Consider the following 22,312-nt stretch of genomic DNA (forward strand, 5'->3'; position numbering starts at 1 on the left):
TTAATAATGAAATTAACTAAACGTTCCGATTCGGTACAAAAGCAAGAGAACCAGCTTGGCATTACACGTCGTATGTTCATGCGTACTTCAACGATTGCTGCGGGTGCAGTAGCAAGTGCAAGCATGTTTGTTCCAAGCATGATGAAAAAAGCACAAGCGAAAGAAGTGCCAGTTGATGCGCCAACAGAAGTGAAACGTACAATTTGTTCTCACTGTTCTGTCGGTTGTGGTATCTACGCTGAAGTACAAAATGGCGTATGGACTGGTCAAGAACCAGCATTCGATCACCCATTTAACGCAGGCGGTCACTGTGCAAAAGGCGCAGCACTGCGTGAGCATGGTCATGGCGAACGTCGTCTAAAATACCCAATGAAGCTAGAAAATGGCAAATGGGTAAAACTGTCTTGGGAGCAAGCGCTCGAAGAGATCGGTAACAAAGCACTTGAGATCCGTAAAGAATCAGGCCCAGACTCAGTGTACTGGTTAGGTTCTGCAAAGCACAACAACGAACAAGCGTACTTGTACCGTAAAATGGCGTCATTATGGGGTACAAACAACGTCGATCACCAAGCGCGTATTTGTCACTCAACCACAGTAGCCGGTGTTGCAAACACATGGGGTTACGGTGCAATGACAAACTCATTCAATGACATGCATAACTGTAAATCTATGCTATTCATTGGTTCAAACCCTGCAGAAGCACACCCAGTAGCAATGCAACATATTCTGATCGCAAAAGAGAAGAATGGTTGTAAGATCGTTGTTGCCGACCCACGTCGTACACGTACAGCAGCAAAAGCGGATCACTATGTTTCATTGCGTCCGGGTTCAGACGTTGCCTTCATTTGGGGCGTTTTGTACCACGTTTTTGCAAACAAATGGGAAGATCAAGAATTCATTAACCAACGTGTGTTTGGTATGGATGAGATCCGCACAGAAGTAGCAAAATGGAACCCAGCAGAAGTTGAGCGCGTAACAGGCATTACAGAAGCTGAAGTGTACGAAACTGCAAAACTGCTTTCAGAAAACCGTCCAGGTTGTGTTGTTTGGTGTATGGGTGGTACTCAACATACAACAGGTAACAACAATACTCGTGCTTACTGTGTACTAGAACTTGCACTTGGTAACATGGGTAAATCAGGCGGCGGCGCAAACATCTTCCGTGGTCACGATAACGTACAAGGCGCAACGGATTTAGGTGTTCTTTCAGATACGCTTCCTGGCTACTACGGTGTTGGTGAAGGCGCATGGAAACACTGGTCAAAAGTGTGGGATCTCGATTACTCGTGGGTTCAAAACCGATTCGACCAAGGTAAATACAACGGCAAAACGCCGATGAACAACTTTGGTATTCCTGTCTCTCGTTGGGTTGATGGTGTTTTAGAAGACAAAGCAAACATCGAACAAAACGACAATATCCGTGCAATGTTCTACTGGGGTCACGCAGTAAACTCACAAACACGTGGTACTGAGATCAGAAAAGCAATGAAACAACTGGATATGATGGTTATAGTTGATCCATACCCAACCGTTGCTGCCGTAATGAATGATCGTACTGACGGCGTATACCTTCTTCCTGCAACAACGCAGTTTGAAACGCACGGTTCAGTAACGGCATCAAACCGTTCATTCCAATGGCGTGAGCAAGTAATTCAGCCGTTGTTTGAATCAAAACCTGACCACGAGATCATGTACCTACTGACTAAAAAGTTAGGTTACTCAGATCAACTGTTCAAAAACATCAAAATTGATCAGAACAACCAACCTGTAATTGAAGACATTACCCGTGAATTCAACAAAGGTATGTGGACAATTGGTTACACAGGCCAAAGCCCAGAGCGTATTAAAGCGCACACAATGAACTGGCATACGTTCCACAAAACAACGCTAGAAGCAGAAGGTGGCCCTGTAAACGGTGAAACCTACGGTCTTCCTTGGCCTTGTTGGGGTACACCAGAAATGAAGCACCCAGGTACGCACATTCTTTATGATACGTCTAAACCTGTAGCGCAAGGCGGCGGTAACTTCCGTACTCGTTTTGGTGTGGAATTTGAAGGCGAAAGCTTACTAGCAGAAGACAGCTACCCAGTAGGGTGTGAGATTGAAGATGGTCACCCAGAATTCACTGACAAACTGCTTAAGCAACTTGGTTGGTGGGACGATCTGACTGCGGCTGAAAAAGTAGCAGCAGAAGGTAAAAACTGGAAAACCGATCTATCAGGCGGTATTCAACGTGTTGCGATTAAACATGGTTGTATGCCATTTGGTAATGCAAAAGCACGTGCGATTGTATGGACGTTCCCTGACCGTGTTCCACAACACCGTGAGCCGTTATACACACCACGTCGTGATTTAGTTGCTGATTACCCAACATGGGATGACCGCGCGGCTAACTTCCGTATTCCAACGTTGTACAAAACAATTCAAGATCAAGACAAGTCAAAAGAATACCCAATTATTCTGACGTCTGGTCGTCTGGTTGAGTACGAAGGTGGCGGTGAAGAAACGCGTTCAAACCCATGGCTTGCTGAGCTTCAACAAGAAATGTTTGTCGAAGTTAACCCGAAAGACGCAAACGACATCGGCTTTAAAGACGGTGACATGGTTTGGGTTGAAGGTGCAGAGAAAGGTCGAATTCACGTTAAAGCAATGGTGACACGTCGTGTTAAACCTGGCTTAGCGTTCGTACCATTCCACTTTGGCGGTAAATTCCAAGGTGAAGACTTAACGACTAAGTACCCAGAAGGGACAGTTCCATACGTTATTGGCGAAGCAGCAAACACAGCAACCACTTATGGTTATGATCCTGTAACACAAATGCAGGAAACCAAAGTGACACTATGTAAAATCACGAAAGCGTAAGGGGTGATATAAAATGGCTAGAATGAAATTCTTATGTGACACCAAGCGTTGTATTGAATGTAACGGCTGTGTCACAGCATGTAAAAATGAAAATGATGATGCACTTGAGTGGGGCATCCAACGTCGTCGCGTAGTAACACTAAACGACGGTGAGCCGGGTGAAACATCAATCTCTGTTGCATGTATGCACTGTACAGATGCGCCTTGTATGGCGGTTTGTCCTGCGGATTGTTTTGAACACACAGAAGATGGCATTGTACTGCATAACAAAGATCTTTGTATCGGTTGTGGTTATTGCTTATTCGCTTGCCCATTTGGTGCGCCGCAATTCCCTAAACAGGGTGCGTTTGCTGAGCGTGGAAAAATGGACAAATGTACATTCTGTGCAGGTGGACCAGGTGTAGAGCCAGGTTCACAAGAAGAGCGTGAAAAATACGGCGCAAACCGTATTGCTGAAGGAAAGCTACCAATGTGTGCTTCTTTATGTTCGACTAAAGCACTGCTTGCTGGTGATGCAGAAAAAGTGTCTGACATTTTCCGTCAACGTGTTGTAGAGCGTGGCGCAAAAGACGCTGGTTGGACAAACGGTGAAGACTTATCGTTCGATGCAACTAAGAGCTAATCCGGTGGAGAGAGCGATGTTGAAACAACTAAAACGTCTTTCTCTTTCGTTATTGCTGCCAGTATTGGCAGCATTAACACTGACATTTGCTATGCCTAGCATGGCAAATGACAGTGTAGCCGCGAAAAGTGCAGAGAAAGAGATGACCCAACTTGGTGGTGCTGATTTTTGGCGTCAAGTAAGAGCGGGTGAAGAAGGCTATACGACCTCACAATCACCAGAGCATGGTGTGCTTATCAGTACGGCTGGTGAAACGTGGTATGTGTTAAAAGAGAAGTGGATGTCACCATTAGGTGCATTAGCGATCTTTGGTAGTTTAGCAATGGTGACACTGGCGTATTTTACTATTGGTCCCCTAAAATTAAGCAAACCAAAAACAGGACGTCGAATTCAACGTTGGAGTAAAATGGACCGTGCATTGCACTGGAGCATGGCGTTCACGTTTTTAACGCTCGCGTTTAGTGGATTATGTTTGGTTTATGGTAAGCACTTTTTAAAACCGGTATTACCAACCGATATTTGGGGCATGATCATTTATGCCGCGAAGCAGTATCACAACTACATGGGCCCAATCTTTGGCATTTTATTAATGACTGTTTTAGTGAAATGGTGGAGAAAATCCATCGTAAACAAGACAGACATTCAATGGTTCATGAAAATGGGCGGCATGGTTGGTAAGCATAAAGGCTCGCACCCATCAGCGGGTTTCTCAAACGGTGGTGAAAAAGCGATTTTCTGGCTTTTAATCTGGTTTGGTGCCATCGCTGCGATCAGTGGTTTTGTGCTAGATTTTCCTATCTTCGGCCAATTACGCCGTGATATGGAATTATCGAACTTGATCCACATGTTCTCAGCACTGATCTTGATTTGTGGTTTCATCTTCCACATCTACATTGGTCTGTTTGGTATGGAAGCCGCACTAGAAGGCATGGTGACTGGCGATGTTGACGAAACATGGGCTAAAGAACACCACGATTTATGGTATGAAGAAGTAAAAGACTTACCAGAGAATCAGCCAAAAGATAAAAAGTAGTAAGTATCTAGTTCTTCTTAATTGATACGACATTCAAAAACCGAGCTGGGTAACTTGCTCGGTTTTTTTGTCTGTAGCTCAGCAAAAGCCGAACTAATGCAACTCAATTTGTTGTGATTATTATCAATAACTTAAGGTGTTAGCAAGTTTAGAGAACAACAACAAAACAGAAAGAAAAACATGAAATTTACCTAAGAAAGGGTATGATATACGCAAGATAAATAACCATCTCAAAGGATGACTTATGTTTACAGTGGAAGTTGATAGTGAATTGAAATTGGCACTTATTGAGCCATCTTTTGCGAAGAAGTACTTTGACATCGTATCAAAGGAAGAAGCTTATTTATCTCAATGGCTGGCTTGGCCACTACACGCAAAATCTGAAGATTTCTTTTTACGTTTTGTGCGTAAATCGTTACTTGATTATGCGGAAGGTAAAGGAATGGTTTGTGCCATGATTTACCAAGGTGAATTAGTCGGTAATGTCAGCTTTAATACGATTAATCATCAGTTAAAAATGGCAGAAATTGGTTATTGGCTCAGTGAGTCTTATCAAGGTAAGGGTATTATTACTCGCGCTGTGTCTAAGTTAATCGAGATTGCATTCACAGATTTACAGCTTGAGAAAATTCAAATAGCAGCAGGCGAGAACAACCTACCAAGCCGTAAAGTTTGTGAGCGTTTGGGCATGACATTAGAAGGCATTATTTCTAATCGTGAAAACCTGAATGGTCGTATTATCAACCATGCTGTGTATGGTTTATCGAAGCAGCCTTTGAGTTAACCGCATAAAGCGACACGTTGCCGCATAGTATGAATTCATCGACCTATATGACATGGTTTATGATGTTGATTTATTTGAGTTTTAGAAAAAGGCGAGATGCCTTAATAGAATAACTAACGACAAATGTGGTAGGGAACTATAAGACATTTTGTCGTAGAAAGAGCGTTAGGCATCAGGAGATTCAATGAAACTTTACCATTATATGGATGCACATTACGGATTACAGAACTTAGCAAATAGAAGGATTAAAGCCTCTACGTTTGATAGGTTAAATGACCCTTTTGAGCTATTGGGCATTAACACAAAAAATAAAGATGTCAGAGCGGGATTGAAGAAAATGAAGAGTGATGTTGCCTCTGAATTTGGTATTTTGTGTTTTAGCAAAATTTGGTCAAATCCAGTTCAATGGGCGCACTATGCCAATAATCACCAAGGAATATGTATTGAACTTGAGTTGGCAGATAATGGTGACGCTCAAAAAGTAAATTATGTTACTCGAAGATTTGATGACTCTTTAATGAATAGTAAGAGTTTTCCTCAGAAGCTTTTATTGTCAAAGTTTAAACATTGGGGGTATGAAAAAGAATACAGAACAATACGTCAGTTAAAAAACTTTGAGTACCATGATGGATTATACTTCCAACCATTTTCTCACGAGATTAGACTTAAGAAAGTTATAATTGGGTGTCAATCGACATTAACGCGAGAAGAAGTACAACGTCATTTATCAGTAGAAGATTCGGATGTTCCAGTAATTTACGCTAGGGCAGCATTCCAATCATTTAAAATTGTTGAGCACTTAAACAAGTAGATGCCTAACAAACTGTTTAAGAGTTATTCGCAACGCGTGGCATTTTTACTATGCGTTGCGCTTAGTGTTTAAGGTGGTATGCGGGAGCGTCGGCATTGCGTTGCTCACACCTTAACAGGGCGTTATGTTTAAGGAGTAATTTTGAAGTCTAGAAGTGAAGTTAGCAGCCTTATAGAGCAAGAGTATACGGTTCTTGAAAAAACCATTCGTAAAAATAGTGGCAGCCATTCTCTTAAAGTTGAGGAGTTTAGTAATGTCGGGATTCGTAGAGTTATTGTTTCTAAAGCCAAAACGAAAGGGGTTTGCATTGAGTTTTGGTCTAGTGAAGAGCAATCAGAGTTTTTGTCAGAAAATATCGGAATAACACAAGGCTCAAATACAAGTTCGCACGGTGTTTGGAAATATATCGATTCATTAGAAAATGCCAAATCTATTCTTGAAAGTATTATGGTTAGTGCAAGTGAATACGAGCAGCATGAAATCGAAGAAGTTGAAGATGAGTACAATCGCTCAGAAATTGAAGAGTTGGCTTTGTCCGAAATGAATAATATTGACAAAGCAAAATATCAAGGTTTTTGGGAGGTGGCTCGCAAGCTTAATAACCACTTAGGTAGTATATTTCATGTTGACCACGCAGCGTCAATTAAGCAAGACCGAAAGTCTGCAATCTCTTATAAGAATCTACAAATTCTTGTTAAGGGTATCAACACAAGTAAAAATGACTCGTCATGGGCAAGGCTCACATATGATGAACAGAGAGAGCATATACTTTGTTGTGCACAAATTATTCCGCAATCAGATGCTGAGTATGTGACGTTCTTAATTGAACAGCTTCGTTTGTATTGGGATTAAACATAACAAACAATTTAAGAGTGATTCAGCACGTTTGGCATTTTTGGTTTGAATCTAGTTCAGTGTTTACGATGTTCAAATTGGGTGTAGGGGTAGTGTGCTTCACACCTTAATTGGGCGTTATGTGGGGTACACCAGTGGATTTAGAGGTTCCAGATTGAAAGAAGAGGCAACTCGTAGTTCGTTTTTTACTAATGAAGCGATATTAGGTTTAGCAGTAACTGCTATATCTTATTTAGTAGCGTACAATTTTGAAAAAAGTTACTTGTCATACTTTGAGGTGCCAGGAGACTTAGTTCAAGTCGAGGTAAAATCAATAATTGTTGCTGGGCTATCAGTTCTTGGGCTAACGGGACTAGTTTACCAAGCTCTTGATCTCGTAACGACAGTTATCAATGATAAATATGCCGACAAACCTTTGGCTAAGGTTTTTGATTCTCATGGGCTTATTTTTGTACCAAGCTTAATTTTATGTTTTTTTGTTGACGCTCCTTGGTATCAGAAACTTTTCTTCCTTACTGTACCATTTGTAAATATGTGGATTCAGATAGTAATGCCTTTATTCGAGATCAAAAATTATGGTTCTTATAGTGAAGCTCAGCGCGAAGTTATCGAGTTTACTCAAAAAACTAGCGGCTTGGTTCAAAGGTATAACGTACTTCGAAATGCTTCATTTTGGCGCTTGGCACTCATCAGTGTTTACTTAATTATTGCAGGTCAAGCTGCGGGTTATACCGTAGCATCAAATCAAAAGGACTTTTATACTGATGAATCTGAGCGTGTGCTGATTCGTGCTTATTCTGAGAATGCGATAATGGCATATTTAGACGGTAATGGTCTAACTGGTGTATTTGTAGTTACATCACTAGATGACCTAAAGCTTAAGAAAGTTGATTTCGAGTTGGATATTTTTGATAAGCAAGGGATGGATAGTAAAGTTTTTGGTTTCTTCAACAACATGTATAACCAGATAATCAATTCCTTGCCCACATCCACATAACAAAGCATTTAAGACGGATTCTCAACGCTTGGCAATTTCAGCTCAATTTGGCTTCAGTGCTAAATGTGGTAAGGTTTTAGGTTGGGTGGTCGCGTTGTTCACCACTTAATGCGGCGTTATAGCTCAGGTCAGCATCGTTTTCAAAAAATTATAACTACTTTAATAATGTACAGTTTTGCTATCTGTACGTTACTTGCGTATACTTTGCATATGAAAAGTATATTTGTCGAATCGACCATATTTGAAAAGTACCGTAATGAGTATCTCAGCGATGAAGAGTTTAGACTTTTTCAAGCTGAACTAATGTCTAACCCAAAGCAGGGTGATGTGATTCAAGGTACAGGTGGTTTGCGAAAAATTCGAGTAGCAAGTAAAGGGAAAGGTAAGCGCGGCGGATCTCGTGTTATCTACTACTTCTTCGATGAAAAGCGTCGTTTCTACTTGCTTACGATTTATGGCAAGAATGAAATGTCCGATTTAACCGCAGATCAAAAGAAACAACTAAAGGCTTTTATGGAGGCATGGCGCAATGAGCAATCGTGACTTATTTATTGAATTAAGTTCAGCACTTGTTGAAGCTAAAGAGCATTCAGAGGGTAAAGTAACTCTGAAAACTCACCAAGTTAATGACATTAGTGAGTTAGATATCTCGCCTGATGAAATTGTGAGTATTCGTGAGCAGTTCAATATGTCTCGTGGTGTATTCGCTCGTTTACTGCATACATCATCACGTACATTAGAAAACTGGGAGCAGGGGCGTAGTGCACCTAATGGGCAAGCGGTAACCCTTTTAAAATTGGTTCAGCGTCATCCAGAAACCCTGTCACACATCGCTGAGCTATAACAAATAAGGATCAAGCGCTGCGCAGCCAGCGTTAAATCCCGGGTGTTGAGCAAGCCCGTAGCCACTTCTTTATAGTAAATTGTGCGATCTAGTTTGGTGGGCGCATCGCCTTGAGTCTTTTCTCAAGGCGAGTGAGGCCAAGATAAGATTACGATAGTAATTTTATCAATGGGTTAGCTATTTTTTAAATCGTCTTATTTGTTGTATCTCCTCTGGTTTAACCTCAGCCATTATCCTTATTATGTTTGCCTTTCGGCTATCTCGGTCGTGTTATTCCCACGCACTCCATGTCATGCTGACAGTGTGGGCAGATTCGTATTGCTTTGGCTCGGATAGGTATAATGCTTGGCGGAGTTTGATAATTTAAAGTGTGGCGATAGAAAAACTGTAAGTCATTGCGGTCGAGTTTAACGGTGCTCCACGAGTGAGTGTTAATTAAACTGGCGAAGAAGTTTTTTAAATCAGTCGTGCTTAATGTATCGGGACAACGGTCGAATAACTCGCTACTCCGACGGACAGATCGAGAATAGGCATCAATGATGACAGGTCGTTTACCTTGCAGGGTTAAGTTGGTAAGGTGTAATTCATAAAGGCGATGATTCAGTTGGGCTAATGGTGTTTACTCCTGTTATCTGCCATCGAAATGATGGAGGTACAGAGAGTATGGATGATGCAGGTTTTATTCTGCCGCGAAGCGGTTTCGTTCAACAAACTGTTCAAGAGGGATTCGCAACTCGTGGCGTTTTTACTATGCGTTACGTTTGGTGTTTACGGTGGTATGCGGCAACACGGTATTGCGTAGCTCACACCTTAATTGGGCGTTAGCACTCATCACTTCAACTAGATCTAGCGAAAAATTTCAATTCATATATAATTGGTTTTATATACAGTGTTTTCACCTAATTAACTTGAAAACATTATGTTAGGAGATGTATATGACTTATATACCAAATTTTGATGAAGACAAAACTGCGCAACTAGCAGCATATTTGACCTCGAAAAGTGGCGGTGAAATTTATCATCTTATGCTCATGAAGTTGCTTTACATTTCTGACAGAAATGCATTGGCGACACTAGGGCATACAATAAGTGATGATAACTATGCCTCCATGAATTATGGACCTGTTTTATTGAACACTCTGTCTTTAATCGATGGAAGTGTTCGTTCTACGAATGGTTTGTGGTCAAAACTTTTGTCTCCAAGTCGAAATTATAAAATATCATTGCTCAATCGTGACTTTGATACTGCTTTATTATCAGAGGCAGAATTGGCTATTACTGATGCTGTATTCTCTCAGTTTGGCTCAATGGATAGATTTGAGCTAGCGGATAAAACGCATGAGTTCGGTGAATGGAACAATCCTCATGGTTCAATATTGCCTATTGATTACCAAGATATTTTGAAAGCAGTTGGTTTTGATGACGCTGATGCAAACAGTATTTTACAAGAATTACAAGATGTTAAAGCAGCGAAGGACTTTTTAAATAATTTATGAGCACTATTATTGAAAAGAACACTATTCTTGTTCCTGTACCGTCGCCAACATGTAAGCACTTATTTATCGTATTGACAACTCCTGAAGGTGATCCGCCAGTAGTTGTCATGGTTAATATTACCACTCGACGACCAACATCGGATTCAACCGTAGTCTTAACTCCGGGAGATCACTCTTTTGTAAAACATGAGAGCGTGATTGCATTCGAGCACGCATCTCTGTTTGAAGTTTCTCGACTCGAAAGTGGCTTGGCTAGTGGGGCTCTTTCCAAGTACCCTGATATTAGTGAGTCGCTATTCTCAGCTGTAAAAGCTGGTCTTTTGAGCTCACCTAGGACACCTCAAGGGATCAAAGATTACTGTTCAAGCAGATTCTGAGTGTTTTTAAGCAGCGTTATTACGCTGCATTTTTGTTTGCCCAGCAAAGCTGGCAAACCCGTCTGCTTGCAAGATAGCAGAGTCACCCCGACTAAGGGGAAGACAATCTGAATGGCAAGGGCGTCACTGGCTAACGGTGAGGTCTGAAGGAAGCCATAGGAAGTTAGATGTACACAACTAACCGTAACCTGTTTCGGCGGGATTGGTGGGTAAGCGTCCAAAATAGCGCGAAGCCCAATACTTAGTCAGACCAATTCTGTGCTTGAGGGTGGCATATCTAACAGGGAGTCAGTGCAATAACTGGGGAAGCCTGGCATCTAAACTTAATTGTCAGTAAGTGGCTTAGATTCAAGAAGAAACTCAAGATCTAATGCCGATGTGAGGTGGCAGATGAACCCGTAGTAGTGAGTAAGGCTAGGCCTGTGAAAGCCAGTGATGGTGTGGAGGACAAAACCAAGCCGACTATCAGTAATATATCTGATAGAGTCAATTTGAGCCAAAAGCACTTATTGATTGCGAAGGGGGGAAGTGATTTATAAATTACCTTAAAGTGACGTAATTTATGATGGGTTCACGAATTACCAAATAAGGTAAAGTCTCTATTTTAATGGCTAAGGGTGATACTAAAGCTGTGAATAGAACTGGACACGGGGAGTAAGTGTTTCTCTTTACTAGAGGCATAGAGGCGGTTAAGCATATTGCGAATAAAAGGGCGTAGCCTTGCTAGAAAACTTAACGCGACAACGAAATAAACCTAACCAACATAAATAAAGTCAGCAGCAGGTGATGTGAGATAATAATTTGAGAGTACACTATAGCCTTTACGGGCGCATGCTATCACTGCAAGCGCTTTACGTGGCATACAAACAAGTGAGAAAGAATGGAGGCGCAGCTGGTATTGACGGGCAGCGTATCGATGATTTCACACAAAATTTGGAAGTAGAGCTCAGAAAACTATTACTTGAACTACAAGAAAAGCGCTATCAAGCGCGGCCCGTAAAACGAGTTGAGATCGCCAAAGACGATGGCGGTATCAGGTTATTGGGGATCCCCACAGTTCGAGACCGAATTGTTCAACAATGTTTAACGAATATAATGACTCCCATATTTGACCCAAACTTTCATCCATCCAGTTATGGATATCGGGTTGGGCGAAGCTGTCATCAAGCCATCAGCAAAGCTACACTCTTTATACGTAAATATAATAAGCGGCATGTTGTTGATATGGATCTGTCTAAATGTTTTGACATGCTTGACCACGATCTGATAATCAAGTTCGTGCGAAAGCGCATCGTGGATGGCAGTATCTTAGGCTTGATCCGTCAATTTCTAAAAAGTGGAGTCATGGTTGGTGAAAACTGGCAGAATAGTGTAATAGGCAGTCCACAAGGTGGGGTGATTAGTCCACTACTTGCTAATATCTACTTAGATGAATTCGATCAAGAAATGATGAGGCGTAAGCATCGAATAGTGCGATACGCGGATGACATTTTGATATTCTGCACCTCGAAAAAGGGTGCAGAGAATGCATTAAAAGTAGCTAGCCATATTTTAGAAGTAACGCTAAAACTTAAAGTGAATGAGCGGAAAACCCATATAGCACATAGCGATACAGGTATTAAATTCTTGGGAGTGGAAATTTTTACAAATTACACGGCAATTCAAGAAAAGAAGCTCAAAACATTAAAAGCGAAAGTAAGGCAACTCACCAAGCGTAATGGAGGATTGAATTTAGCGAGAGTGCTAAAGCAACTGAATCCAGTGCTCAGAGGGTTTGTAAACTACTTCAAAATAGCCAATATTACGAGCACACTGAAAAGCCTTGCGGCTTGGATAAGGCGGAGATTGCGAGCGGTACAAATGAGTTTATGGAAGAAGCCGTGCAGATTGCATCGTCGTCTTAAGCAACTAAAGTACAAACCGCCATTTAAGTCCATAAAAATGGACTCATGGCGAAACAGTGCGAGTCCGTTAGCAAGCTATGCGATGCCTAATCAGTGGTTCAAAAATCTAGGCTTGTATTCAATAGACGAAGTTAAAACAGGTGTACTCGCTTCTTTTTATTAAGAAATAGTAAATTGCAGGAGCCGTATACGAGGTCCGTACGTACGGTTCTGTGAGAGGGATGAGGCAAAAGCCTCACCCTACTCGATTATGTCTTAACCTTCGATTGTTCAAGAGTGCTAACAAATAAGGATTAAGCGCTGCGTAGCCAGCGTTAAATCCCGGGTGTGAACAAGCCCGTAGCCACATCTTTATAGTAAATTGTACGATCTAGCTTGGTAGGTGCATCGCCTTGAATTTTTTCAAGACGAACGAGGCTAAGATAATATTACAATGGCAATATTATCAATGGTTTATCTGTTTTTTTGTCGAGTTATTTGTTATATCTCCTCTGATTTAACCTCAGCCATTATCCTTTTCATATTTGCCTTTCGGCTATCTCAGTCGCGAAGCGACTTCGTTCAACAAAGCAATCAACACGATACTTATTACACTCGGCATTCGTGGTTTAGAGTATAATTGGCTTGGTAATTAAGGCGTTCGCACGTGTTATTGCGGCGTTATAATTTTTCTTAGTATTGCTGAATATTTATACTTGCACTATAATTGGTACAAAATTAAGTACAATTAAGGTGCTATTATGACTCGACTAAGATTGGACCAAGATATTCAACCACTTTCAGAATTTAGAGCTGGCGTAGCGTCGTTTATTCGTCAAATTAACGAAACTCGTAGACCTTTAGTTATCACTCAGCGTGGTAAAGGCGTCGCTGTTGTTTTAGACGTTGCTGAGTATGAAGCTATGCAAGAAAAAATAGAGTTACTGGAAGAGATGCAACAAGCTGAAGCACAAATCGCTAGTGGTTTGGGTTTATCAAATGACGATGCTCGTTCTAAAATCTTAGGGCGCTTACGTTAATGAATGTTATTTGGTCGCCGCTTGCTTTAGACAAAATAGGGCAGATAACAGAATACATAGCATTAGACAATCCATCAGCGGCAGAAAAATGGGTTAACGATATATTCGATAAAGCTGAGAATTTAGGTTCATTTCCAGAGTTGGGTCGTCTTGTCCCTGAGCTGAATAAAGCGAATTATCGTGAAATCATTTTTGGTCATTACCGCATTATTTATAGCGTAACGTTAAGCATAAATATTTTAACGGTTCGTAACTGTAGTCAATTGCTGACTATGGCTGATATATAAAATTATAACAAATAAGGATTAAGCGCTGCGGAGCCAGCGTTAAATCCCGGGTGTAGAACAAGCCCGTAGCCACTTCTTTATAGTAAATTGTGCGATCTTTTTGAAATCTAATTTATAAGTCATGGATGTTTACCGAAATCGTTTCTTCATTCTCTCGTTCTGCGGCAAGAGATAATAGTTCAAGGTCTTCAGGGCGTTATGATTTTTTAAGGTAACAATATGATTAATAAATCAAAGTTGAAATCTATAGCATTTACGACAACGAGACTTGAGGTTGAAAATGTTGACTCTTATTTGGTGTCTGGATTGCTGAAATCACAGTTATTGTCTGAAATTGTTAACTTACTTTCTCCCTCAGTTGTTGAATCGTTACCTCCATATTTTCATAATATTAATACTGAATCAGATGCTGAAGTCTGGCTTTTTAAAATGGTATCAGAAAGCCATTTATTTTCAGTTAAACGTAAAGGTTTTGACCCGATTATTGGTTTTGTTTTCCTTTATGAATCAGATAATGCTACAGCTCATTTAGGTTATCTATTAGCTGAATCTAGTTGGCATCAAGGTTACGGCAGTGAGTTATTATTTGGTTTACTTAAAAGCTGTCGTGATAACCAATTAGTAGAAAAACTTATTGGTGGTGTAGATATTGGAAATGTAGTTTCGGCAAAGTTACTTGAAAAAGTTGGTTTTGTTGCAACTCAAGAGGGTGGCAATGGCGTCACTTTCTACGAATGTGTGTTGTCTTAACCACAAATCATAGCAAATGCATTAAGACAGATTTCCAACGCATGGCTTTTTTCATTCTATCGTTGGATTTTGTGTTTAACGTGGCGTTAGCTGCTTTGAGGTCAACAATTAGTAAGGTGTCTTAAATGAGAATCTTGGTAACAGGCTCTGCGGGTAGAGTTGGACGTGCAATCTATATTAAATTAATGCGAACACATGACGTAGTAGGCATTGATAAAACGCCTTGCTCAACAGCTGATTACGTTGGTGATATTCGTGATAGTGCAATGATGGATGGGGTTCTGGAAAATATCGATGTCATCATTCATACAGCGGCTCTTCATGCCCCTCATGTTGGATTAGTACCTGATTCAGAGTTTCAATCTATCAACGTAGATGCGACTGAAAAACTGGCTTTGGCTGGCGTAAAAGCAGGTATTAAGCACTTTATTTTTACCAGTACAACTGCGTTATATGGTTACGCTTCGACACCTAAAAGCATTGCAGGTTGGGTTGATGAGGAAGTTATCCCGCAACCTAAGTCGATTTATCATAACAGTAAAATTGCGGCTGAGACTAAGCTAGAAGAAATTTCAAATCTGTTTCAGCTTCCAGTGACTGTGCTCCAAATGTCGAGATGCTTTCCTGAGCCTGCGGATTTAATGGCAGTATTTCGTTTGACTCGTGGTATTGATGCTCGCGATGTAGCAAATGCTCATTTATCTGCTGTGGAAAAACGGCTAAGTGGTTTTAATCGTTTTATAATCTCAGGGGCAACACCTTTTCATCTTTCTGATTGCGAAGCTCTATATACTGATGCCGAAGCTGTCATCAAGCGTAAGTGCCCTGAAATCGCGCTAGCATTTAAACAAAGAAATTGGCAGTTACCTCAAAGCTTAGATCGCGTATATGATTCATCGTCCGCACGTGAGAAATTAGGCTGGTTACCTATACATGGTTTTGAAAGTGTTTTGGAAATGTTAGATACTGAAACAGCAGAAGTATTACCAATTTTGAAACGCAGCTAACAAACGACTATGGTGCCAATAACTCAGTTTTGGAGTTTCCCCTCAAGCACTTCCAAGCTCAGGGAGATTACTTATTGGTGTATTCAAGCTTCTATTATGATGAAAGGTGGATAGGATCTTGGTTGAGAATGTGCGAGGGATAAATCCTACAGTCTCGTTAACTGGTTCTTGGTTTAAATTAATTCACCGATACTGGCTCTAATGTCTGCAATTGTAATAAACAGTTTGTTATCAGCGTCTTTGAACGCAGTAAAACCGTATTTTTCATAGAAATATTCAGCGCCATCTTTTGAGTCAACAATGACAACAGGGAAGGCGACTGTTTCACTTGCCATTAATAGTTTTCTAAGCGCATCAATCAAAAGCCATTCACCGAAACCTTGACCTTTGTATCTATGGTCAACGGCTAAGCGGGCAATCAAACCACCAGAAGTTACACTGTGATGTTTCTTTTGTAATTTAGGAGGTAAATCCTGAATATCAATGGGTGTCATTGTTAATGTGTAATAACCAATAATGTGTTCAGGACATTGTTTATCTTCAAGAACAAAGGTACGAGTATTGTCTTTCTTAGCTTGTTGGCTTGCCATAACTTTCAAGTAATTATTGAGTGGGGTAATACCACAATCAAAACGATTTCGGTCATGTTTAGCTTTTTCTAATTGGACCGTATTCATTATTGAGTTTTATCCATGTAACGTGAAGCGGCTTTTTGTAACTTGCTATTTGGTTTGGCTGGTTGGTCTAACGCAGTCATTAAACTCATAGCATCTTGCTGACTTAGTTGTAAGGCACGTTCACGTTCCATAATAGTTTTAGCTTTTTCTACAGCTGCACTAAGCACAAATGAGTTAATGCTAGACATACCGGCAATAGCCGCAGCTTGAGACAGTAGTTCTTGTGTCTCAATATCTACACGTGCTGTAATACGAGGTAATGCAGTAGCCATAATAATCTCCATTCCGTGTCAAAGTGGCACAAGCGAATTGTAGTTTAATTATTATGCGCTAACAAGGTTTGTGTCATTTTGGCACGCAGTTAGCAAATGCATTAACACAACTTACCACGCTCGGGGAAATCAGAAAGGGGTACGAAATGAATCAGCATGAAAAACTAAATTATGTAGAGTTTGGTGCAAAGGACTTAGAATCAACTAAATCATTTTTCTCTTCAGTTTTTGGTTGGAATTTTGTCGATTATGGTCCGGAATATTCAGCGTTTTCCAATCAGGGTTTAGACGGTGGTTTCTTTAAGGCAGATTCTTGCAGCCAGACAAACTCTGGCGGGGCTCTTTTGGTCTTTTACAGTGCGGATATCGAATCTACATTGAGTAAAGTCGTTCAAAGTGATGGTGAAATCATTCGTCCTATATTTGAGTTTCCTGGTGGCTGTCGTTTTCACTTTCTAGAGCCAAGCGGCAATGAGTTCGCAGTTTGGTCGGAAGCTCGCATATAACAACACTTTAAGAGGTTAATATGATCCCATTAAATACATCAATAGTGTCAGGCGTGGCATTATCTAAAATTGATGGCGAAGTGAAAATGCTACTCATGAAAAGAGTAAAAGGTGGCTTTTGGTGTCATGTTGCAGGCTCAATTGAAGAAGATGAAACTGGTATTGATGCTATCGTTCGTGAGTTTAAGGAAGAGACTCAAATTGAAGTCTCAAACCTATACAACGCTCAGTTTTTAGAGCAGTTTTATGAAGCGAGAGTGAATGTAATTCAGCTTATCCCTGTTTTCGTTGTGATGTGCCCACCAGAGCAAGAGGTGGTGCTAAATGAAGAGCACACAGAATATAAGTGGTGTAGTTTAGATGAAGCGCTAGAGTTGGCCCCATTTCCAAATCAACACGCAGTGTTTAAGCATGTGTGGTCGTATTTTGTAGAAAAGCCAGTCAATGCGCTTTATCGGGTGGATGTCGGCTAATAAACCATTTAAATCTTCTATGGAGGAATGGCGTAATGAGCAATCGTGATCTATTTTCAGAGTTAAGTTCAGCTCTTGTTGAAGCTAAAGAGCATTCAGAGGGTAAAGTTACTCTCAAAACTCACCAAGTAAATGACTCAGTGAGGTAAATGTCTCACCAGAGGAAATCGTCAGTATTCGGGAGCAACTCAATATGTCATCTGTCTCAGAGAAAGATTGGAAATTATTTCGGAAGCTACAAGTTGAATTAACGTCGAAAGCTTGTGATTTAGTATTTAAGAAAGTTGAAAATATAACCAATAATCGAGTTGGTAAAGAGCATCAATCGTATTTGGACTTGTATCGTTTGATTGGCGAAGAAGATGCCAAAATTGCTGAGATGTTTAATAACCCAACTAGAAACAATGTATTGATGAAAGTTGTTTTCTTAAAAAAGTATGGCGTATTGAGTGATGATCAGCTTCATTTCTTTAGTGAAGAAACACAAGAGTTTGTGAGTAGCTTGCTCGAAGAGTAAACGTAAGTCGCAGGGTTGAATTTAGTGGCTACGGCCTAGAGGTTTAGATTCACTGGTAGCGTTGTTTACACCTTAATTTGGCGTTATATGCTAAAGTTGTCTCCTTTGGGATACGGTGCTATAGTTTAACCAGATTTGAGAATTAGAGGTTGCTATGCCAGAGATAGATGCATTGCTTGGACTTTCTTTTTGTTTGTATTTTTTTGATAACAAGCAGCATAAATTGCCTCATATTCATGTCAAATATGGTAGCTATGAGTTAATCATAGCAATTGAAACAGGTGAGTGCTTAGAAGGTTATTTGCTAAATAAGCAACGAAAACGAGCAGAAGCTCACATTCACAGTAATCGAGTGAAATTGATGGCAATGTGGGAACAAGCTGTTGCTGGTATTAATCCGGGTAAATTATAGGTGACGTATGTTAAAAGTAATTGATGTTGATTTGATAGCTGATTTTACACTTGAGCTTACTTTTAGTGACGGTTATATCGGTGAAGCGAACTTAACTGAGTATTTCCAAAAAGAAGCATTTAGCCATGTAGCTAATTTTCAAAAGTTTGCATTAACGGCTGACGGCTCTCTTAATTGGAGTGGTGTTGAATTATCAGCAGCAACGTTAAAAGAAATCACGGTTGGTAGTTATATTGAATCTGATTTAACGCCTTTTGACGTTAAAGAAATGGAAATGGTAATTAAACAGGCTTCATGGGATTCAATGAAAGAAGGTCGAGCTGACATTTTGCAAGCGGCTATTCGCTCTTATGTTGAACAATTTGGTCACAGTGTTGTAATTGAACGCGCAGGAATTAAAAGTAGGACGAGTGCTTACCGTTCATTAAAACCTGAAACAACACCAAGTTTTGGTACTTTGGTTCAACTAGGTCATGCAGTTATTGAATTGGCGAAAGATAGAGTATCTGCTCATTCTTTGAGTCGCATGTAACAAAGCGTTTAAGACAGTTCCCTAACGCTTGGTATTTTTCATTCCACAGTAGGGTTTTGAGTTTACGACGGTCTGGTTAAGTTTCACAAAGGGAATTATGAAAATCAATATTCGAAATGCAGACATCAAAGATGTCCACTCAATAGCTTTGGTTCACGTGACTTCTTGGGCTCAAGCTTATGATGGTTTACTACCTAAGTCGTTCATTGAAAGCTATAACATTGAACGTCGACAAAAGTTATGGAGTAACACGCTATCTGATAACTTAGCATCAGTACTTGTTGCTGAGATGGGTAATGAGATTGTTGGCTTTTTAAGTTATCGAGAGCCTCGAGGCGACCAATCGAGTAATTCTATCGAGCTTAATTCTCTGTATGTAGCTCCTGGCTTATTTGGTCGTAGCATTGGCAGTGACTTATTCGATTATTTTGAAAAATGTCTGCTTAATACCTCTTATACACAGATAGTATTATGGGCTTTAGACACCAATCAAATAGCTTTGAATTTTTATCGTAAGCACGGTTTTTGTGAAACGGGGCTTCAAGGTAAAGAACGTCTTGATGGCACTATTCTAAATGACCTTCAAATGGTTAAGTCGATAAAAGCCTAACAAATAAATCACTCATAAGGAAATTCATGGAAGAACTTCAAGGTGGGCGTGAAGGGCAGGTTTTTCGCTCTGAAAACAAGATTTATCGACCACGTGGTAAGTGGTCTAAAACGATACATAGTTTGTTGTCCCATATTACCGAGAATGGCTTTAATGCAGCTCCTAAGCCCTACGGTTTTGATGACAAAGGTAATGAAATTTTATCTTATGTTGAAGGAGAGGTTTTCAATTATCCGTTAAAAGGTAATATTGCCACGACAGAAGCACTGACTTCCGCCGCTAACCTTCTTCGTTTATGCCATGATGCATCTAGTTCGTTTCTATCACATCATCGACTGAATCATTAGAGTGGATGCTCCCCAGGTTCGTGGTGAAAAGCTTGTTAATTACGTGATGGAGAAATTCAGTTAAGTCTATGTCTTAGTAAACGTGTGATTGCGGCGTTATACCAAACTTTCACCAACGAAAAGGGGATATATCTCAATCCCCTAAATATCACATTACCCTTGAGTTTCTTGCTTTAAGTAGGTAATGCACATTTCTTGTGCTTGTATGTTTCTTTCTACTTGTTCATTTTCTCTAAGCTCTAAGTAAAGCTCAATACATTTATTAGTGGCAATAATTAGCGATTCTTTTTCTGGCTTTGCTACCGTAAGTTCTAATTCTTTACTGAACTCAGGTAAACGAGTTTCAATTTTCCTTACACCAGATGGAGTTAGTCCCGCCTGTTGTAGAGCTAATGGTGATAAGGCGACATTTCTGAGAAATGATAAAAACTCAAGAGCTTCAAAATATTCACCTCTAGCAACTTTAGTTGCTGCATAATGAATCCAAATCCAAAAACGATCTTCAATCCATTGTGGCTCTGGGCATGGGTATTGATGTTTTTTTGTTTTAAAAGTATCAGTTAGAAGCTGCTCTTTTTCCCATAAAACCTTCGTATCATCAACACGAGTTGCCGCGTCGGGTAAGGATACAAATTTGTAGTCGACATGTATTGCATGTGGTGCATAAAGAGCGATAACTAGTCGTGGCTCACCAACATGTTCGCCAGTAAATGCTGCTATTTTACCTTCGATGCTGTTAATGATAGTAAACCGTTCAGTCATGATATCGTCAAAGTCTGCTGGGTTTACAGCAATAACTAAGTCTAAATCACTATATTTGTCCATATCGTCAGAAGCATATGATCCACTAGCACCAATCCCAAGGATCCGCAGATCCTTTTTTAATGTAGTAATGATTTTGTCTAAAAGTTGCTTATGAGTCTCAGGGAGAGTTTTTGGATAGTCCATATTTTACCTTTTACCTAAGTTGATCCTAAAACTACAAGTTAAGTAGTTAGTGCGGTAAAATTAACGCAGCATTACAATATCGCTAAAAAACAGTTTATATGCAACTAAAATTTGGTATAACAAATGCATCAGTATGATTTTCTACACTGTTATTTTGCTGACTATTCTGGTGAACTACAACCAGATGCAGAAATTGAAGAGCTTAGGTTTATTGACGGATAAGATGAAAGCGTATGCTCTGTCGCGGCATTGGTTGCTCTACGTTGGTTAGAATCTAAATCTCTGCTTGGTGAAAATGCCTAATAAAACATTTAGGTAGGGTTTTCAACGCTCGGTTTTTTTGTGTGTGACGAATTACAGTGGGCATTAAAAATGCATTAACTATTGATAATAGTTATCATTCAGTGTTATTGTTCTGTTAATTTTATAATAAGAAGGATGGCTAGGATGAAAATTAGAATGATCGCAGTGTTTTGTTTGGCAGCAATGGCCCCACAATCATATGCTGATGCATACAATATTAATGATTGTAATATATTAAAATTAGGGAAGTACTATAGCTTAGACACCAATAATGGGTACTGCTTGCAGACAAAAGTTGATAAGGCGGTATTTATTAACTTATCGTCAGCTAAAATTGAAAGTATAGATTTAAAGCAATCGTCATACATTGTATATCCAAAAGAATATTTAACGACTACGGGTAAGTTTGCACTTAATAATGCAAAAGGTGTCGTTATTGGCTTGGAAGGAAAAGGGCTTATTGTTGCTCGAGACTTAGATAAAAAGAAGGTCACTTTAAAGATCGCTCCTGCTGTGATCTATGCTGGAGGCGGAGCTGTTGTTGGGGCAATGGCTGTGGTAGGAAGTAACCCTGATGCTGGTTTTAGAGAGGTAGCGATTGGCGCTTTTTCCGGTGCAGTTGGTGGAGGGTTAACTCCTATTATGGGAGCTGGAGTTTTTGGTACTGTTGCCGCCGGTGGGTTAGGAGTATCTGCTTCAGGTGGTTGTTCATCATGCCACAATTAGCTTTTATTTTTGTTATTGCTGAATTTGTTATCTTAATATTATTAACTACAAATACATGGAAACATCGTATTTCGTTATTTTTTTTATGTTGTTTTAGTTTTTGGATAAATAAGAATGTGGAACTTAACTTATGGGTATATATGTTAAGTGCTCCAATTATTTTTTTGTTTGATTTCTATCTTAAAAAATCAAATGATGAATTATCATTTAGTTTTATGTTAATTATATTTATTATACTTTTTCTTTATCCTGTTTTTTTATGGAGCTAAGAATAAGTAAAGATAATCTGATTGTTTTTTCTATTTTTCCGAAATTTTCTAATTCGATGAACGTATTTAGGG

Annotated in this window: 25 protein-coding genes and 5 pseudogenes; 26 read left to right on the forward strand and 4 right to left on the reverse strand. The window is 39.9% G+C overall.

What is annotated here, in order from left to right; all coding sequences use genetic code 11:
• Positions 1-6 precede the first annotated feature (6 nt).
• The 9 genes from AC2IP4_RS06385 (at position 7) to AC2IP4_RS06425 (ending at position 8,808) form a co-directional block, all read left to right on the forward strand.
• Entirely contained in the window at positions 7-2,862 is a 2,856-nt protein-coding gene (locus AC2IP4_RS06385) for a formate dehydrogenase subunit alpha (RefSeq protein WP_486310694.1), read from the forward strand.
• Between the two features lie 13 nt (positions 2,863-2,875).
• Positions 2,876-3,484 (forward strand): formate dehydrogenase FDH3 subunit beta, encoded by a 609-nt coding sequence (gene fdh3B, locus AC2IP4_RS06390; protein ID WP_486310695.1) that lies wholly within the window; start codon positions 2,876-2,878, stop codon positions 3,482-3,484.
• Between the two features lie 16 nt (positions 3,485-3,500).
• Entirely contained in the window at positions 3,501-4,517 is a 1,017-nt protein-coding gene (locus tag AC2IP4_RS06395) for a formate dehydrogenase subunit gamma (protein ID WP_486310696.1), read from the forward strand.
• 244 nt (positions 4,518-4,761) lie between these two features.
• Complete coding sequence (locus tag AC2IP4_RS06400; protein WP_486310697.1) at positions 4,762-5,301, forward strand: GNAT family N-acetyltransferase; 540 nt, start codon at positions 4,762-4,764, stop codon at positions 5,299-5,301.
• Positions 5,302-5,485: 184 nt separating this feature from the next.
• On the forward strand, positions 5,486-6,112 hold the full coding sequence (locus AC2IP4_RS06405; RefSeq protein WP_486310698.1) for a DUF2971 domain-containing protein: 627 nt from the start codon (positions 5,486-5,488) through the stop codon (positions 6,110-6,112).
• Positions 6,113-6,253: 141 nt separating this feature from the next.
• The gene (locus AC2IP4_RS06410) at positions 6,254-6,964 is read left to right on the forward strand and encodes a hypothetical protein (protein ID WP_486310699.1); all 711 of its coding nucleotides are present in this window, start codon (positions 6,254-6,256) and stop codon (positions 6,962-6,964) included.
• 157 nt (positions 6,965-7,121) lie between these two features.
• A complete protein-coding gene (locus AC2IP4_RS06415) occupies positions 7,122-7,964 on the forward strand; it encodes a hypothetical protein (protein WP_486310700.1) in 843 nt (280 codons plus the stop codon).
• Positions 7,965-8,174: 210 nt separating this feature from the next.
• A complete protein-coding gene (locus AC2IP4_RS06420) occupies positions 8,175-8,507 on the forward strand; it encodes a type II toxin-antitoxin system RelE/ParE family toxin (protein WP_105054777.1) in 333 nt (110 codons plus the stop codon).
• Positions 8,494-8,808: a helix-turn-helix domain-containing protein gene (locus AC2IP4_RS06425; RefSeq protein WP_486310701.1), complete on the forward strand. Its 315-nt coding sequence runs from the start codon at positions 8,494-8,496 to the stop codon at positions 8,806-8,808. The genes AC2IP4_RS06420 and AC2IP4_RS06425 overlap by 14 nt, the downstream gene beginning before the upstream one ends.
• 355 nt (positions 8,809-9,163) lie before the next feature.
• Here AC2IP4_RS06425 and AC2IP4_RS06430 read toward each other — a convergent pair.
• Positions 9,164-9,412: pseudogene (locus AC2IP4_RS06430) on the reverse strand (phage integrase N-terminal SAM-like domain-containing protein); the annotation flags it as partial.
• 331 nt (positions 9,413-9,743) lie between these two features.
• Here AC2IP4_RS06430 and AC2IP4_RS06435 point away from each other — a divergent pair.
• The 7 genes from AC2IP4_RS06435 to AC2IP4_RS06465 all read left to right on the forward strand — a co-directional run bounded on the left by AC2IP4_RS06435 (position 9,744) and on the right by AC2IP4_RS06465 (position 15,648).
• The gene (locus AC2IP4_RS06435) at positions 9,744-10,304 is read left to right on the forward strand and encodes a Panacea domain-containing protein (RefSeq protein WP_375322479.1); all 561 of its coding nucleotides are present in this window, start codon (positions 9,744-9,746) and stop codon (positions 10,302-10,304) included.
• Positions 10,301-10,681 carry a hypothetical protein gene (locus AC2IP4_RS06440; RefSeq protein ID WP_130047474.1) on the forward strand — a complete coding sequence of 127 codons (381 nt, stop codon included), beginning with the start codon at positions 10,301-10,303 and terminating at the stop codon, positions 10,679-10,681. Before AC2IP4_RS06435 ends, AC2IP4_RS06440 begins: the two co-directional genes overlap by 4 nt.
• Positions 10,682-11,512: 831 nt before the next feature.
• Entirely contained in the window at positions 11,513-12,748 is a 1,236-nt protein-coding gene (gene ltrA, locus AC2IP4_RS06445) for a group II intron reverse transcriptase/maturase (protein ID WP_375321735.1), read from the forward strand.
• 577 nt (positions 12,749-13,325) lie between these two features.
• On the forward strand, positions 13,326-13,604 hold the full coding sequence (locus AC2IP4_RS06450; protein ID WP_375322477.1) for a type II toxin-antitoxin system Phd/YefM family antitoxin: 279 nt from the start codon (positions 13,326-13,328) through the stop codon (positions 13,602-13,604).
• Entirely contained in the window at positions 13,604-13,891 is a 288-nt protein-coding gene (locus tag AC2IP4_RS06455; RefSeq protein ID WP_486310702.1) for a type II toxin-antitoxin system RelE/ParE family toxin, read from the forward strand. The genes AC2IP4_RS06450 and AC2IP4_RS06455 overlap by 1 nt, the downstream gene beginning before the upstream one ends.
• A gap of 219 nt (positions 13,892-14,110) precedes the next feature.
• Complete coding sequence (locus AC2IP4_RS06460) at positions 14,111-14,641, forward strand: GNAT family N-acetyltransferase (protein WP_375322475.1); 531 nt, start codon at positions 14,111-14,113, stop codon at positions 14,639-14,641.
• A 125-nt stretch (positions 14,642-14,766) separates the two neighbouring features.
• A complete protein-coding gene (locus AC2IP4_RS06465; protein WP_486306490.1) occupies positions 14,767-15,648 on the forward strand; it encodes an NAD-dependent epimerase/dehydratase family protein in 882 nt (293 codons plus the stop codon).
• A 173-nt stretch (positions 15,649-15,821) separates the two neighbouring features.
• Here AC2IP4_RS06465 and AC2IP4_RS06470 read toward each other — a convergent pair whose 3' ends face one another.
• Together AC2IP4_RS06470 and AC2IP4_RS06475 are read right to left on the reverse strand one after the other, a co-directional pair.
• Entirely contained in the window at positions 15,822-16,328 is a 507-nt protein-coding gene (locus AC2IP4_RS06470) for a GNAT family N-acetyltransferase (RefSeq protein WP_486307310.1), read from the reverse strand.
• On the reverse strand, positions 16,325-16,597 hold the full coding sequence (locus tag AC2IP4_RS06475; protein WP_105054771.1) for a type II toxin-antitoxin system TacA family antitoxin: 273 nt from the start codon (positions 16,595-16,597) through the stop codon (positions 16,325-16,327). Before AC2IP4_RS06475 ends, AC2IP4_RS06470 begins: the two co-directional genes overlap by 4 nt.
• A 146-nt stretch (positions 16,598-16,743) precedes the next feature.
• Between AC2IP4_RS06475 and AC2IP4_RS06480 the strand changes: the two genes are divergently transcribed.
• From AC2IP4_RS06480 to AC2IP4_RS06515, 8 genes and pseudogenes are all read left to right on the forward strand, one after another.
• Entirely contained in the window at positions 16,744-17,103 is a 360-nt protein-coding gene (locus AC2IP4_RS06480) for a VOC family protein (protein ID WP_045102016.1), read from the forward strand.
• A gap of 20 nt (positions 17,104-17,123) precedes the next feature.
• Entirely contained in the window at positions 17,124-17,576 is a 453-nt protein-coding gene (locus AC2IP4_RS06485) for an NUDIX hydrolase (protein WP_486306489.1), read from the forward strand.
• 35 nt (positions 17,577-17,611) lie between these two features.
• Positions 17,612-17,775 (forward strand): annotated as a pseudogene (locus AC2IP4_RS06490) (transcriptional regulator); the annotation flags it as partial.
• Complete coding sequence (locus AC2IP4_RS06495) at positions 17,770-18,093, forward strand: hypothetical protein (RefSeq protein ID WP_375322850.1); 324 nt, start codon at positions 17,770-17,772, stop codon at positions 18,091-18,093. The pseudogene AC2IP4_RS06490 and the gene AC2IP4_RS06495, both read left to right, overlap by 6 nt.
• A gap of 154 nt (positions 18,094-18,247) precedes the next feature.
• A pseudogene (dhiT, locus tag AC2IP4_RS06500) lies at positions 18,248-18,519 on the forward strand (type II toxin-antitoxin system toxin DhiT).
• On the forward strand, positions 18,513-19,037 hold the full coding sequence (gene dhiA, locus AC2IP4_RS06505; protein WP_375322471.1) for a type II toxin-antitoxin system antitoxin DhiA: 525 nt from the start codon (positions 18,513-18,515) through the stop codon (positions 19,035-19,037). The pseudogene dhiT and the gene dhiA overlap by 7 nt, the downstream one beginning before the upstream one ends.
• 97 nt (positions 19,038-19,134) lie before the next feature.
• Positions 19,135-19,647, forward strand: a complete 513-nt coding sequence (locus AC2IP4_RS06510; protein ID WP_375322470.1) for a GNAT family N-acetyltransferase — start codon at positions 19,135-19,137, stop codon at positions 19,645-19,647.
• A gap of 26 nt (positions 19,648-19,673) precedes the next feature.
• Positions 19,674-20,008: pseudogene (locus tag AC2IP4_RS06515) on the forward strand (BUD32 family EKC/KEOPS complex subunit); the annotation flags it as partial.
• A gap of 139 nt (positions 20,009-20,147) precedes the next feature.
• Here AC2IP4_RS06515 and AC2IP4_RS06520 read toward each other — a convergent pair.
• Complete coding sequence (locus AC2IP4_RS06520) at positions 20,148-20,942, reverse strand: nucleotidyltransferase domain-containing protein (protein ID WP_375322469.1); 795 nt, start codon at positions 20,940-20,942, stop codon at positions 20,148-20,150.
• A gap of 141 nt (positions 20,943-21,083) precedes the next feature.
• On the opposite strand from AC2IP4_RS06520, the pseudogene AC2IP4_RS06525 reads away from it, so the two are divergent.
• Positions 21,084-21,245: pseudogene (locus AC2IP4_RS06525) on the forward strand (NUDIX hydrolase); the annotation flags it as partial.
• Positions 21,246-21,389: 144 nt separating this feature from the next.
• Positions 21,390-21,971: a hypothetical protein gene (locus AC2IP4_RS06530; protein WP_486306488.1), complete on the forward strand. Its 582-nt coding sequence runs from the start codon at positions 21,390-21,392 to the stop codon at positions 21,969-21,971.
• The last annotated feature ends 341 nt before the right edge of the window (positions 21,972-22,312 follow it).

It is taken from the genome of Aliivibrio thorii (genome assembly GCF_057368585.1).